Source organism: Curtobacterium sp. APC 4022 (genome assembly GCF_030407555.1).
Classification (GTDB): domain Bacteria; phylum Actinomycetota; class Actinomycetes; order Actinomycetales; family Microbacteriaceae; genus Curtobacterium.
This window is the reverse complement of sequence record NZ_JASDDD010000075.1, coordinates 1-11,870: the sequence shown is the minus strand read 5'-3', so window position 1 is coordinate 11,870 and position 11,870 is coordinate 1. Positions and strand designations below refer to the sequence as shown.

At 72.7% G+C, this 11,870-nt stretch carries 15 protein-coding genes; 7 read left to right on the top strand and 8 right to left on the bottom strand.

The window, feature by feature from the left end:
• Positions 1 to 37: 37 nt before the first annotated feature.
• From QL987_RS16000 to rbsD, 3 genes are read left to right on the top strand one after another with little or no spacing between them, the layout of a single operon-like run.
• Positions 38 to 988, top strand: a complete 951-nt coding sequence (locus QL987_RS16000) for a substrate-binding domain-containing protein (RefSeq protein ID WP_290158620.1) — start codon at positions 38 to 40, stop codon at positions 986 to 988.
• Positions 985 to 1,950, top strand: coding sequence for a ribokinase (locus QL987_RS15995; protein WP_290158618.1), 966 nt, complete (start codon positions 985 to 987; stop codon positions 1,948 to 1,950). Before QL987_RS16000 ends, QL987_RS15995 begins: the two co-directional genes overlap by 4 nt.
• Positions 1,947 to 2,330 (top strand): D-ribose pyranase, encoded by a 384-nt coding sequence (gene rbsD, locus QL987_RS15990; RefSeq protein ID WP_290158617.1) that lies wholly within the window; start codon positions 1,947 to 1,949, stop codon positions 2,328 to 2,330. The genes QL987_RS15995 and rbsD overlap by 4 nt, the downstream gene beginning before the upstream one ends.
• A gap of 56 nt (positions 2,331 to 2,386) precedes the next feature.
• On the opposite strand, the gene QL987_RS15985 is transcribed toward rbsD, so the two are convergent.
• Genes QL987_RS15985 through QL987_RS15970 form a run of 4 tightly spaced genes read right to left on the bottom strand, consistent with a single transcriptional unit; the run spans position 2,387 to position 4,286 of the window.
• Positions 2,387 to 2,704, bottom strand: coding sequence for a transcriptional regulator (locus QL987_RS15985; protein WP_111075978.1), 318 nt, complete (start codon positions 2,702 to 2,704; stop codon positions 2,387 to 2,389).
• The gene (locus QL987_RS15980; RefSeq protein WP_290158615.1) at positions 2,701 to 3,189 is read right to left on the bottom strand and encodes a hypothetical protein; all 489 of its coding nucleotides are present in this window, start codon (positions 3,187 to 3,189) and stop codon (positions 2,701 to 2,703) included. Before QL987_RS15980 ends, QL987_RS15985 begins: the two co-directional genes overlap by 4 nt.
• Positions 3,190 to 3,222: 33 nt before the next feature.
• On the bottom strand, positions 3,223 to 3,762 hold the full coding sequence (locus QL987_RS15975) for a GNAT family N-acetyltransferase (RefSeq protein ID WP_290158614.1): 540 nt from the start codon (positions 3,760 to 3,762) through the stop codon (positions 3,223 to 3,225).
• Positions 3,759 to 4,286, bottom strand: coding sequence for a GNAT family N-acetyltransferase (locus QL987_RS15970; RefSeq protein WP_290158612.1), 528 nt, complete (start codon positions 4,284 to 4,286; stop codon positions 3,759 to 3,761). Before QL987_RS15970 ends, QL987_RS15975 begins: the two co-directional genes overlap by 4 nt.
• A 53-nt stretch (positions 4,287 to 4,339) precedes the next feature.
• Between QL987_RS15970 and QL987_RS15965 the strand changes: the two genes are divergently transcribed.
• From QL987_RS15965 to QL987_RS15955, 3 genes are read left to right on the top strand one after another with little or no spacing between them, the layout of a single operon-like run.
• Positions 4,340 to 4,720: a hypothetical protein gene (locus QL987_RS15965; protein WP_290158610.1), complete on the top strand. Its 381-nt coding sequence runs from the start codon at positions 4,340 to 4,342 to the stop codon at positions 4,718 to 4,720.
• A 3-nt stretch (positions 4,721 to 4,723) separates the two neighbouring features.
• A complete protein-coding gene (locus QL987_RS15960) occupies positions 4,724 to 4,966 on the top strand; it encodes an HAD family hydrolase (RefSeq protein ID WP_290158609.1) in 243 nt (80 codons plus the stop codon).
• Positions 4,967 to 4,993: 27 nt separating this feature from the next.
• Positions 4,994 to 5,659 carry a CatA-like O-acetyltransferase gene (locus tag QL987_RS15955; RefSeq protein WP_290158607.1) on the top strand — a complete coding sequence of 222 codons (666 nt, stop codon included), beginning with the start codon at positions 4,994 to 4,996 and terminating at the stop codon, positions 5,657 to 5,659.
• A gap of 89 nt (positions 5,660 to 5,748) precedes the next feature.
• Here the strand turns inward: QL987_RS15955 and QL987_RS15950 are convergent, their stop codons facing one another.
• On the bottom strand, positions 5,749 to 6,330 hold the full coding sequence (locus QL987_RS15950; RefSeq protein WP_290158605.1) for an acetyltransferase: 582 nt from the start codon (positions 6,328 to 6,330) through the stop codon (positions 5,749 to 5,751).
• 168 nt (positions 6,331 to 6,498) lie between these two features.
• Here QL987_RS15950 and QL987_RS15945 point away from each other — a divergent pair, with 168 nt between their 5' ends.
• On the top strand, positions 6,499 to 7,812 hold the full coding sequence (locus tag QL987_RS15945; protein WP_290158604.1) for a nucleotide disphospho-sugar-binding domain-containing protein: 1,314 nt from the start codon (positions 6,499 to 6,501) through the stop codon (positions 7,810 to 7,812).
• Here QL987_RS15945 and QL987_RS15940 read toward each other — a convergent pair.
• From QL987_RS15940 to QL987_RS15930, 3 genes are all read right to left on the bottom strand, one after another.
• Positions 7,787 to 8,413: a TetR-like C-terminal domain-containing protein gene (locus QL987_RS15940; protein ID WP_290158602.1), complete on the bottom strand. Its 627-nt coding sequence runs from the start codon at positions 8,411 to 8,413 to the stop codon at positions 7,787 to 7,789. The two genes, QL987_RS15945 and QL987_RS15940, sit on opposite strands and share 26 nt — an antisense overlap.
• On the bottom strand, positions 8,406 to 9,266 hold the full coding sequence (locus QL987_RS15935; protein ID WP_290158600.1) for an alpha/beta hydrolase: 861 nt from the start codon (positions 9,264 to 9,266) through the stop codon (positions 8,406 to 8,408). Before QL987_RS15935 ends, QL987_RS15940 begins: the two co-directional genes overlap by 8 nt.
• A 66-nt stretch (positions 9,267 to 9,332) precedes the next feature.
• The coding region (locus QL987_RS15930) for a GH92 family glycosyl hydrolase (RefSeq protein ID WP_290158599.1) at positions 9,333 to 11,870 on the bottom strand (2,538 nt) is incomplete at its 5' end.

Below are 11,870 nucleotides of genomic sequence, written 5' to 3'. Positions count from 1 at the left end.
CCCCACTCCCTCTCCCTCTCCCCCAAAGGAACCAACGATGAAGTTCTCCTCCTTCCAGAAGGTCGCCACCGTCGGCGTCGTCGCCGGCCTGGTCGTCCTCGGCACCGCCGGGTGCAACCGCACGAGCAGCACCGGCGCCAAGGTTGGTGGCGACATGAAGATCACGCTCGCCCTCTCCACGCTCAACAACCCGTTCTTCGTCGAGGTCCGCGACGGCGCGAAGGCCGAGGCGAAGAAGCAGGGCGTGACCCTCGACGTCGTCGACGCGCAGAACGACTCCGCCCAGCAGGCCAACCAGCTGCAGACCGCCTCGAGCGGCAGCACGAAGGCCGTCATCGTCAACCCGGTCGACTCCGACGCCGCCGGCCCGAGCGTCACCGCCCTGAACAAGGCGAAGATCCCGGTGGTCGCCGTCGACCGCACCGTCAACGACGCCTCGGTCGACTCGTTCATCGCGAGCGACAACGTCGCCGGTGGCAAGCAGGCCGCCGACGACCTGGCGAAGGCGATCGGCGAGAAGGGCGAGATCCTCGTCCTGCAGGGTCAGGCCGGCACCTCCGCCAGCCGTGACCGCGGCAAGGGCTTCGCCGAGGGCATCAAGGCCTACCCGGGCATCACGGTGGTCGGCAAGCAGACCGCGAACTTCGACCGCGCCACCGCACTCGACGTCACCACCAACCTGCTGCAGGCCCACCCCGACGTCGTCGGCGTTTTCGCCGAGAACGACGAGATGGCCCTCGGTGCGATCAAGGCCCTCGGTGCGAAGGCCGGCACGAGCGTCAAGGTCGCCGGCTTCGACGGCGAGGCCGACGGCCTGAAGGCGATCGAGGACGGCACGCTGAGCAGCTCGGTCGCCCAGCAGCCCGCCAAGCTCGGCGCGCTGGCGGTCGACCAGGCCGTGAAGGCGGTCTCCGGCAAGGCCGACAAGACCGTCCAGGTGCCCGTCGTGTCGGTGACCAAGAGCAACGTCGGAGACTTCACCAAGTGAGCCGTCCCACCGGAACCGTGGTCGTCGTGGGTTCGCTCAACGTCGACCAGGTCGTGACCGTCGATCGCCACCCCGCGCCGGGTGAGACGCTCGTCGCGACCTCCTTCGCCCTGCTGCCCGGCGGCAAGGGCGCGAACCAGGCGGTCGCGGCCGCCCGCCGGGGTGCACCGACCGTGATGGTGGGGAGCGTCGGACGCGACGGTGCGGCGGAGGTGGCCACGAGCCTCCTGGCCGACAGCGGCGTCGACGTGACGCACGTCCGCGCGGTCGACGTCCCCACCGGGCTCGCGACCGTGACGGTCGACCGCACCGGCGAGAACACGATCGTCGTGGTCCCCGGGGCCAACGCGTCCACCGGTGCGGAGGCCGTGCTCGCGGCCTCGGACATCGTCGCGTCGGCCGCCGTGGTCGTCCTGCAGGGCGAGGTCCCTGCGGACGGCATCGCGACGGCCGCCGCGGCGGCGACCGGGCGGGTCCTGCTCAACCTGGCACCGGTCGTGCCGGTCGGACGACAGGTCGTGCTCGCGGCCGACCCGCTCGTCGTCAACGAGCACGAGGCAGCCCTCGTCCTCGCGCAGCTCGTCCCCGACTCCGTGGTGCCGTCCGACGAGGCAGCGCTGGTCGGAGCACTGCGGTCGCTCGGCATCCGTTCGGTGGTCGTGACGCTCGGTGCACGCGGTGCGCTGGTGTCCGACGGTGAGCACGACGCCGGCGACCGGCCCGTCGTGGTCGCCGTGCCGTCGCCCCGGGTGACGGCGGTGGACTCCTCGGGCGCCGGCGACGCCTTCGTGGGCGCGCTGGCGGCCGGGCTGGCCGCGGGCGAGCCCCTGCTCGAGGCGGCTCGGCAGGCCGTCCGCGTCGGTGCGTTCGCCGTGCAGGGCGTCGGCACGCAGCCGTCCTACCCGACGCTCGACGACGAGCTGCCGCGGGTCGAGACCGAGGACGCGGAGGTCCGCGCATGAAGAAGAGCGGGATCCTCAACGCCGAGCTGAACGCTGGACTGAGCCGACTCGGCCACGGGGACCTGGTCGTCGTCGCGGACTGCGGACTGCCGATCCCGCCCGGGGTGCCGGTCGTGGACCTCGCTCTCGTGCACGGCGTCCCGCGGTTCGTCGACGTCCTCGACGCACTGCTCGGCGACGCGGTGTTCCAGGAGTGCATCGCGGCGTCCGAGGCCGCAGGCTCCGAGGCCGACACCTGGCTGGGCGACCGGTTCCCGGACCGCCGTTCGGTGTCGCACGAGGCGCTGAAGGCGATGTCCGCCGAGGCACGGCTGTTCGTCCGCACCGGCGAGGCCACGGCGTTCGCGAACGCGGTGCTGGTCTGCGGCGTCCCGTTCTGACCGTTCCCGCGGCGCTGCCGGGCTGACGTCAGCTGGTCTCGACCGGCCGGACGGCGTCAGCCCAGCAGTGCGCGCAGGGCCGCGACGTGTCCCCGGTAGGCGGTTCGACCCTCCGGGGTGAGTGCCAGCCACGTCTTGACGCGCCCCTTGCCGGTCGGCTTGCGCACCGTCAGGTACCCGGCGTCCTGCAGCACCTTGACGTGCTTGCTCGTCACCGAGTCGCTCGCGCCGAGCACGTCGCGCACGACCGAGAACTCGGCCTGGTCGAGCGGCTCGAGGAACGCGCAGATCTGCAGACGGTTCGGCGCGTGGACGACCTCGTCGAACGCCCCGCCCCCGCCGCTCCCCCGGCCCGTCGTCGGCGTGGTGGTCACGAGACCCGGACCCGGCCGCGACGCAGCTCCGACCGGAGCCGACGGTCGAACCGGCTGCCGGCCACGACCATCGCCAGGGCGACGACCACGGCCAGCACCCACACCGGCCACCGGAGGCCCGTGGACTCGTGCACGACGAAGGCCGCGAGCACCGCCACCATGTCGAAGACCCCCACCGCCACAGCCCACCACGTCGCGGACCCCGCTCGGAGCCCGGAGACCCACACGCCGGTGAGTCGTCGGTAGGCCGAGACCAGCGCGATGATCCCGGCGAAGAAGACGAGGAGCACGACCACGCGGACGAAGGCATCGCCGAGCACGTAGCCGACCAGGTACCCGCCGCTGAGCAGGCCGAGGACGGGGTGGTACCACAACGGGGTCACCAGACGATCGGCGACGGAGGCCCGGGTCGCGTCGACCGCGGCGAGCGCCTGTCGGGCGTCGGTCGGGTCAGCGGGGTCGGCGTGCGCCGAATCGTTTTCCATGTCGGCAAGTCAATCACTTGCCGTTGCGGAAAGTCAATCGCCGGATGACACCGGAGGGTCGTCGCGCAGCCGCTGGAACATGCGGTGGTCCTGCCACCGGCCCGCGATCTCCAGGTACCGCGGAGCGAGCCCGTACTGGAGGAAGCCGTTCCGGGCCAGGACCCGCTGGGACGCGGTGTTGTGGACGAGGGTCTCCGCCTGGACCCGGTGCAGGCCGAGGTCATCGAACGCGTGCCCGAGCGCGGCGGCGACCGCCCGGGTGGCGAGACCGCGGCCGGCGCGGTCCTCTGACAGCCAGTACCCCATCGCGCACGACCGGAACGGACCGCGCACGATGCCGCTGAGCGTCAGACGTCCGGCCACGTCGCCGACGTCGTCGAGGACCACGAACGGGACGCTCTCGCCGCGATGGTGCCGCTCCAGGACCAGGTCGATGTCCCGCCGTTGCCCCTCGACGGTCTCGTGGTCGTCGGCGCGGATCGGACTCCACGGGGCGAGGAACTCCCGGTTGCGGACGAGCAGGTCGGCGAGCGCCCCGCTGTCGTCCGGTTCGACCAAACGGATCACGGTCATCGCGGGCGTCCGTCGAGCACCCGGACGAGTTCGAGCGTGTCGCCCACCGTGAACCCGACGGGACGCGTCCGCCCGGTGGGGACGAACCCGTGCCGCGTGTAGAAGCGGCGCGCGGGCTCGGCGGGCTCGTCCACGTACAACCGGAGGCGCGTGGCACCTCGTCCCTGCGCCCACCGGAGGATGCCGTCCAGCAGCGCGTCGGCCACCCCGTTCTCCCGCCCGCGGCGGTCCGGGGACACGAAGACGCCGGTGAGGACCGGGTCGGGGCCGTCGTCGTCGTGGCTCTGCGCGCTCATCATGCCGATCCACCGGCCGGTGTCGGTCTCGACGGCAGCGAGGCTGGTCGCGTCCTCGGCCTGGCCACGCCGGGCTCGGAGCCGCCAGTCGTCCTCGGTCATCGCGAGCGTCGTCTCGAGCGTCGCCCCGTAGGAGATCGGGTTGTCGGTCGCGTTCTCGATCCGCAGCCCGCGCACCAGCGGCCAGTCGTCCTCGACGGTTCGGCGGACGGAGAACGAGACGGCCATGTCAGCGACCGTACCGGGCTGTGCGCTCACGGCCGGGGTGCGAGGATCGGCGTGTGCAGAACGGACGAGTCCCCACGGGCCTCCGGGCGGTCGTCTTCGACGTGGGCGAGACGCTCGTGGACGAGTCCCGGATCTGGTGGCGCACCGCCGAGCTCGCGGGCGTCCCACCGTTCACGCTGATGGCGCTCCTCGGCGCGCTGATCGAGCGGGGCGAGGACCACCGCGAGGTGTGGCGGATCCTCGGGGTCCCGCACCCGCCCGTTGCGCCGCCGATCGAGTCGGTCGACCTGTACCCGGACGCGGTCGCGACGCTGGAGGCGGTCCGAGCCCACGGCCTCCTGGTCGGCATCGCGGGGAACCAGCCGGCCGGGGTCGAGCAGCAGCTGCGCGCGGCCGGTTGCGCGCCGGACTTCATCGCGTCATCGACGTCCTAGGGCGTGACGAAGCCGTCGCCGGAGTTCTTCGACCGGGTCGTCGTGGCGTCCGGCTCCCGGGCCGACGAAGTGCTGTACGTCGGCGACCGCCTGGACAACGACGTACTGCCGGCGCAGGCGGCCGGGATGCGGACCGCGTTCCTCCGTCGCGGACCGTGGGGGCACGTGCACGCCGAGCGGGGCGAGGCCGGCCGGGCCGACCTCCGACTGGACACCCTGGACGACCTGGTCCGCGCACTCCCCTGACGACGTCTCGGCTCTACGCTCGAGACCATGGGGACCCTTCGACCGATCGACCTTTCCACCTGGCCGCGGCATGAGCACTTCGCGCACTACCGGGACCGCGTCCCCTGCACCTACGCGATGACGATCGACGTCGATGTCACCGAACTCCGGTTGGCCCTCAGCGGAACCGCGGTGAAGAGCTCGATCGCGGTCATCTGGGCCCTGTCGACGATCGTGAACCGGCACCAGGAGTTCCGGATGGCGCTCGATACGAGCGGCGCTGCCGCGGTCTGGGACGTCGTGCACCCGGCCTTCACCGTCTTCAACCCCGAGCGGGAGACGTTCGCGGGCGTCTGGACGCCGCACCGGGACGACTTCGCGACCTTCCACGACGAGGCGGCCGAGGTCGTCGACCGCCACCGCACGGCGACGACGCTCTTCCCGCAGGCCGACACCCCAGCGAACACCTTCGACGTGTCGAGCATCCCGTGGGCGTCGTTCACCGGGTTCACGCTGCAGATCGGAGACGGGTGGGACCACCTGCTCCCGATCATCACGCTCGGTCGCTACCGCCAGTCAGCGGACCGGACACTGATGCCCGTCGCGGTCCAGGTGCACCACGCGGCGGCGGACGGGTTCCACACGGCACGACTCGTGGACGAGCTACAGGAACTGCTGGCGGCGCCGGAGTGGGCGCTGGCGGCTCGACACTGAGGAGTTTGTTACGCCGGAGCCGTGACCGGACACTCCTCGGTGTGCAGGACGAACAGGACGACAGGGCCCCTGACCCGCCGTGCAGACCGTCAGCCCCCGACCCGCCCGAGCGTGACCCACTCCTCGTCACGGACGTAGCCGAGCGCGACGTTCGCCCGCTGGATCGCGGCGTTGTCCGCCGACCCGCCGGTCCGGAAGCGCGTGACACCCGCCGCAGACAGCTCGAGGACCGACGCGGCCTTCACGGCGACACCGAGGCCACGCCCACGTTGCGCCCGGTCGACGACCGTGAAGTCCGTCTCGGCCTCGGCTCCGTCGACGCTGACGAACGTCATCGCGACGAGTCCGCCGTCCGTCCGGAAGGCGCCGAACGCCCGGCGAGCAGCCGACGGCGTCGCACCGTCGCGGTCGAGCGGCTCGTGCTGCGTCGCGACGCTCCCCGGGTAGTCCCCGATCGTCGCCCGGTCGAGCGCGAGCACGGCGTCGACGTCGGCGGCCGCCAGAGCCCGTACCGATCCGGGAGCGCCGACGGCGAGCGCCCGCAACCGCTGCTCGTCGATCCGTTCCGCATCCAGTTGTGCGCCGAACGAGCGGGCGACGACGGCCCACCCGAGCGCTTCGAGTTCTGTTCGCCGCGGTGACTGCGCTGGCAGCACGATGGTCTCCCCCATAACTCGATGGTCGCATGCGGGCGACGCCGGGACTGTGGTCATGCTCATGGAGTCGACCCGCGGCTCCGCCATACGATCGTCTGTCGAACGCCGTCCTGCCCGATGACGGCGGGGTGGTCGACGCCATCGGCCGCTCTCTTGCACCCGCCCCTGAACCGACCGAGGACCATGCCGTCGTACCTGCTCTGCGCCCCACCCGTCTACGGTCACCTGGCACCGCTCGTCGCCGTCGGACGGGGTCTCGTCGTCCGAGGACACGAGGTCACGATGCTGACGGGCGCGAAGTACCGCGACCTCGTCACGGCGGCTGGGATCCGACACGTGCCGCTGCCCGCGAGCGTCGACTTCGACGACGGGCACCTGGAGGAGGTGCTCGCCGACGCCGGCAGCGCCCGTGGCATCGCCCGTGTCCGCGAGGGCATGCTCGCCGTCTTCGTCCGGGTCATCCCGGGCCAGTACCGGGCGATGCGTGCGCTGCTGGACCACGGCGGGTTCGATGCGGTCCTCGGCGAGGCGGCCTTCACCGGCCTCGCGCCCTACCTCGCCCTGCCGCCGGAGGACCGCCTGCCCGTCCTCGGCGTGGGGACGACACCGGTGACGATGGGGAGCGTCGACACGGCTCCGTTCGGCGCCGGCCTACAGCCCGGACGGGGACCGATCGGCGCCCTGCGCAACCGGCTGCTCACCGCTGCGCTGCGACCGGCGCTCACCCAGCCGCTCCGTCGCGCGGCCGACACGATGCTGGCGCAGGTGGGCGCGCCTCCGTCCCCGATCGACACCTTCGACTTCGCCTACCGGTGCTTCGACCAGCTGTTCCAGCTGGGTGTGGCGGAACTCGAGTACCCGCGGCGCGAGCTGCCCACCTCCGTGCGCTTCGTCGGACCGCTGCGCTCGACCGACGACCCGCGGCAGGCCGAGGACCTGCCGGACTGGTGGTCGGACCTCCGCCTCGGCCGCCCCGTCGTGCACGTGACGCAGGGCACGATCGACAACGTCGACTTCGGTCGACTGGTGGTCCCCACCCTGCGCGCCCTCGCCGCGGAACACGTGCTGGTCGTCGTGAGCACCGGCGGACGGCCGGTCGACGAGGTGGAACGTGCGTTCGGCGGCGCGTTGCCCGGGAACGCACGGGTGGCGACCCACCTGCCCTACGACCGCCTGCTGCCGCTGTGCGACGTCGTCGTGACGAACGGCGGGTTCGGCGGGGTGCAGCGAGCCCTGGCCCACGGTGTCCCCCTCGTGGTCGCGGGCTCGACCGAGGACAAGCCCGAGGTCGCCGCCCGGGTCGCCTGGGCCGGCTGCGGGCGCGATCTGCGGACCGGCACGCCCCGGGACAAGGCCGTCGGCCGTGCGGTCACCGAGGTGCTGACGTCACCGACGTTCGCGGCGCGGAGCCGGGAGCTCGCGGCGGCCATCGCCCGACTCCCCGATCCGGTGGACGTCATCGAGGCCGCCCTCACCGCGGCGGTCGCGCACCGCTGACACCGCGGTCTGGGACGCCGGCGTCGCCCCCGCCCGACGCCCGTGCCCGCAGCCCCTGGTCGAGGAAGTCGATCATCCACATGAAGCTCTCGTCGACGTCGGTGCCGAGCTGGAACCCGCCGGACACCTCGAGCGTGGCGAACCCGTGCAGCATGCTGCGGAGCATCCGGAGCGCGTGCACCTCGTCGGCCGGGTCCAGCCCGTAGTCCCGCAGGACGGTGACGAACGCCGACAGTGACCGGTCGAGGGCCGTGGCGAGCGGGTCGTCGGCGTCCGCCGGCCGGCTGCCGGTGGTGGCCGCGTAGCGGCCGGGGTGCCGTTGCACGTACCGGCGGACGGTGCGCGCGGCGGCGACCAGGGCCTCCCGTCCGGTGCGTCCGCGCGTCGCGTCGGCCAGCTCGTCGGTCAGCTCGGCGGCGGCGAGCGCGGCGATCCGCCGGGTCAGGTCCGGGAGGCCCGCCACGTGTTTGTAGAGGGACGGCGGCTTCACGCCGAGCCGGTCCGCGACGGTGCTCATGCTCAGCTGCGCGAGGCCGTTCTCGTCGGCCAGGCCGGCGGCGGCCGCGGTGACGACCGCTGCGTCGAGTCCGGCCCTAGGCACGGTCGCCGCCGGTGGTGGTCGCGGTCAGGGTGCGGCCGAGGAAGGGCAGCACGAGCGCCAGGACCTCGGCGGGCGTCTCGGTGTGCGGGTAGTGGCCGGCGCCGTCGATGACGGCGAGGTCGCCGAGTCCGGTGGGCAGGTCGGCGAGGATGCGGCGGCCCTCGGCGGCGGGGTCGGCCCAGTCCGGGTCGGCGCCACCCTGGACGACGAGGACCGGGCAGCGGACGTCCGCCAGTCGGGCTCCGGCGTCGGCGGGGGTCGTCTTCGTCATGGCCTGGAGGACCGCCATCCGTCCGGGACGTCGCAGTGCGTCCTCGATGCGGCTGCGTTCGGCGGCCCAGTCGCTGGGCTTGGTGGGGACGGCGAGGTCGAGGTAGGCGAGCCAGCCGGGCAGGCTGCCGGCGGCCATGACGCGGAGGAGCTGGACCGTGCCGGAGCGGTGGTGGTTCTGGTTGCGGAGGAACCCGCCGAGGTCGAAGGACTGCGCCCGGGTGAAGGGGGCGAGTTCGACGACGCCGGTGATGACATCCGGTGCGTCGGCGGCGGCGATGGTCGCGGCACCGCCGCTGATGGACTGGCCGACGACGACGGCCGGGCCGCCGAGGTGTCGGACGACGGCGACGAGGTCCTCGGCGATGTCGGTGCGGGAGTACCCGGCCCATCCGGCGCTGGAGTCGCCGCAGCCGCGGATGTCGACGTTCGCGACCCGGTACCCGGCGGCGACGAGTTCCGGCACGAGGAACCGGTACGAGTGTCGGCTGTCCCCCATGCCGTGGGCGAGGACGACGAGGGGTCCGGTGCCGCTGACGTCGACGGCGATGGTGCCGCCATCGCGTTCGATGTGTTCGAGCATGGTTGCCTCCTGGCTACGAGTGTTAGCCAAAAGCTAACACCCATAGCCGGAAGCGTCAACACCCGGTCAGGAACCGCCGCCGTTCGCCGCGATGAGCTGCAGCTGCGTCAGCGCGATCGGCGTCAGCGCCTCGAACGCGAGCGTCCCGCCGTCGACCCCGCCGGCGAACGGGAACACCCGCGTCTGGCCGTCCCAGTCGAACACCTCGTCCCGACCGTCGAGCACGTGCACCGCCGCACCGTCGGCGTCCCGCAGCACGATCCGCCACGACCCGGTCCCCGCGGCGGCGACGGTCACCGTGACGAGCGAGGACGCCGACACCGTGACCGGCACGACGACCGACTCACCGGCCCCGAGCGACACGACGCTCAGGCCGGTGTCGTCGGTGAGTGGCGACACCCCGACCGGCAGCACGTCGTCGGGTGTGTCCCGGTACCCGTGCAGCGCGGAGGCCGACGTGGGGCGGGTGTCCGCCGCCCAGCCCTGGGGCGTCTCGGCGAGCGCCACGTCGATGTGCGACGCGCCGACCACGACCGCGTGCGGGATGCTCACCGACTCCCAGGGCTCGCCGTCGACCGTGACCGACGCGATGTACGCCCCGCTGCCGGTGGTCTCGATGACGGTGGACTCGCCTCCTGCCCGGTGCAGCACCGTCCGGCGGACCGACGGCGGCACGATCACGTAGGTGCCGGTCGACGGTGCCAGCGGGTAGAGCCCGATCGTGGCGAAGACGTACCACGCGCTCATCTCGCCGTTGTCCTCGTCGCCCGGGTACCCCTGGCCGAGGTCGGAGCCGACGAACAGCCGGTCGAGGCACTCGCGGACGACACGGTGGGCGTCGTCGTGGCGACCGGTGGACATCGGGAAGAACGGGATGTGGTGCGCCGGCTGGTTGGACAGGCCGAGCATGCCCATCCGGATGTCGCGGGCCTCGGTCATCTCGTGGATCGCGAAGCCGTAGGAGCCGGAGCGGTCGGTGCCGCCGGTCTCGCGTCGCGCCCAGAAGCGGGCGAACGCATCGTCGAAGGCGGCCGTTCCACCGTGCAGGTCGACGACCCCGGCGCTGTCGTGCGGGGCGGTGAACATCGTGCCCCACGCGTTCGTCTCGGTGTAGTCGCTGCCCCACACGTCGGGGTCGAAGCCGCCGTCGGGACCGGCGCCACGCCAGCCGCCGTCTGGCGTGCGGCCGATGAAGAACCCGCGCTCGCGGTCGAAGACGTTCCGGTACTGCAGTGACCGCCGCGCGAACCACTCGTGTTCCGCCCGGTACCGGGCAGCACTGCTGTCGTCCCCGGCCGCGACCGCCCGGTCCGCCATCGCGTTCGCCAGCACGGCGACACCCCAGTCGTTGATGGCCGCGTCGAGTGTCCACGACATGCCCTCGCCGGTCGCCGTGTCGACGTACCCGCGGAACAGGCCCGGGAGGCTCCCCTTCCGCCCGACCCGCCGGTCCCGCGCCGGGACGGTCGCGTTGCGCACCGCGGACCGGTACGCCTGCGCGACGTCGAACCCGTCGACGCCCTTCGCCACGAGGTCGGCGAAGACGGTGTCGCTCGTGGTGCCGGTCATCACGTCCTCGGCGCCGGGGGCACTCCAGCGCGGGGTCCAGCCACCGTCGGTGAAGTGTCCGACGACGCCCTCGGCCAGGTCGGCCGCGGTGTCCGGGGTGAGGAGCGCGAGGAGCGGCCAGGCGGTCCGGTATGTGTCCCAGAACCCGTTCGTGGTGGTGAGCGGTCCGTCGACGACCTCGGGGGCGGGCTCGTCGCGGATCGGCTCGGACAGGACGTCGCCGTACGGGGACCGGTGTCGGGGGCGTCCGGCGGGGTCGGTCTCGCGGACGAGGGCGGTCTCCCCCGCCCGGGTCGGGTAGAGGAAGGCCCGGTACAGCCCGGAGTACAGCGACACGAGCTGGTCCGGGGTGGCGCCCTCGACCTGCAGCGTGTCGAGTTCGCCGGTCCAGCGGTCCTCGGCGTGGTGGCGCATCGCGTCGAAGTCCCCCGCGGCGCGGAGGTTCGCGGCCGCGTCCTCGGCGGAGACGGTCGAGATGCCGAGCAGGACGTCGGTGTCGCCGGACACCTCGACCCGACCGCGGAGCAGTCCGTCGACGAACGTGGTGTGGTCGGCGACGGCGTCGGCGATCCGGAGGTGCACGTGGTGTGGCGGCGTCTCGGCCCGGTCGTCGAGCAGGGCGTCCACGACCGCCGTGCCGTCCTCGAGCCGGACGGTGCACGAGCGGAGGACGCCGTGGTGGTCGAGGACGATGCTCCGGACGCCGGTGAAGCGCCACGCCAGGGCGAACTCCCCGGCGGTCATCTCGGCGGTGACGCCCCCGTCGAGGAGGACCCGGTAGCGGTGCGGGCCGTCGAGTTCGTCGACGTGGTCGAACCCGAGCGCGCGGGCGGTGCGGTCGACGTCGGGGTCGGGGAGCGGGGACGGCATCACCTGGAACACCCCGCGGTCGGCCATCCACGGCGACGGCAGGTGACTCGTCGCGAAGGCCTGGATCGTCGGCCGGTTGTCGCTCGGTCGGTTGTGCTCCTGGTAGGCGTACGGCCACCGGCTGTCGGCGGCGTTCGTCATCGGCAGGCCGAACACCCCACCGTG

Coding starts and splice junctions, on each gene's coding strand:
- QL987_RS15950 (WP_290158605.1), bottom strand. CDS start 6,330: ATGGGGGAGACCATCGTGCTGCCAGCGCAGTCACCGCGGCGAACAGAA.
- QL987_RS15945 (WP_290158604.1), top strand. CDS start 6,499: ATGCCGTCGTACCTGCTCTGCGCCCCACCCGTCTACGGTCACCTGGCA.
- QL987_RS15975 (WP_290158614.1), bottom strand. CDS start 3,762: ATGACCGTGATCCGTTTGGTCGAACCGGACGACAGCGGGGCGCTCGCC.
- QL987_RS15935 (WP_290158600.1), bottom strand. CDS start 9,266: ATGCTCGAACACATCGAACGCGATGGCGGCACCATCGCCGTCGACGTC.
- QL987_RS16000 (WP_290158620.1), top strand. CDS start 38: ATGAAGTTCTCCTCCTTCCAGAAGGTCGCCACCGTCGGCGTCGTCGCC.
- rbsD (WP_290158617.1), top strand. CDS start 1,947: ATGAAGAAGAGCGGGATCCTCAACGCCGAGCTGAACGCTGGACTGAGC.
- QL987_RS15980 (WP_290158615.1), bottom strand. CDS start 3,189: ATGGAAAACGATTCGGCGCACGCCGACCCCGCTGACCCGACCGACGCC.
- QL987_RS15955 (WP_290158607.1), top strand. CDS start 4,994: ATGGGGACCCTTCGACCGATCGACCTTTCCACCTGGCCGCGGCATGAG.
- QL987_RS15970 (WP_290158612.1), bottom strand. CDS start 4,286: ATGGCCGTCTCGTTCTCCGTCCGCCGAACCGTCGAGGACGACTGGCCG.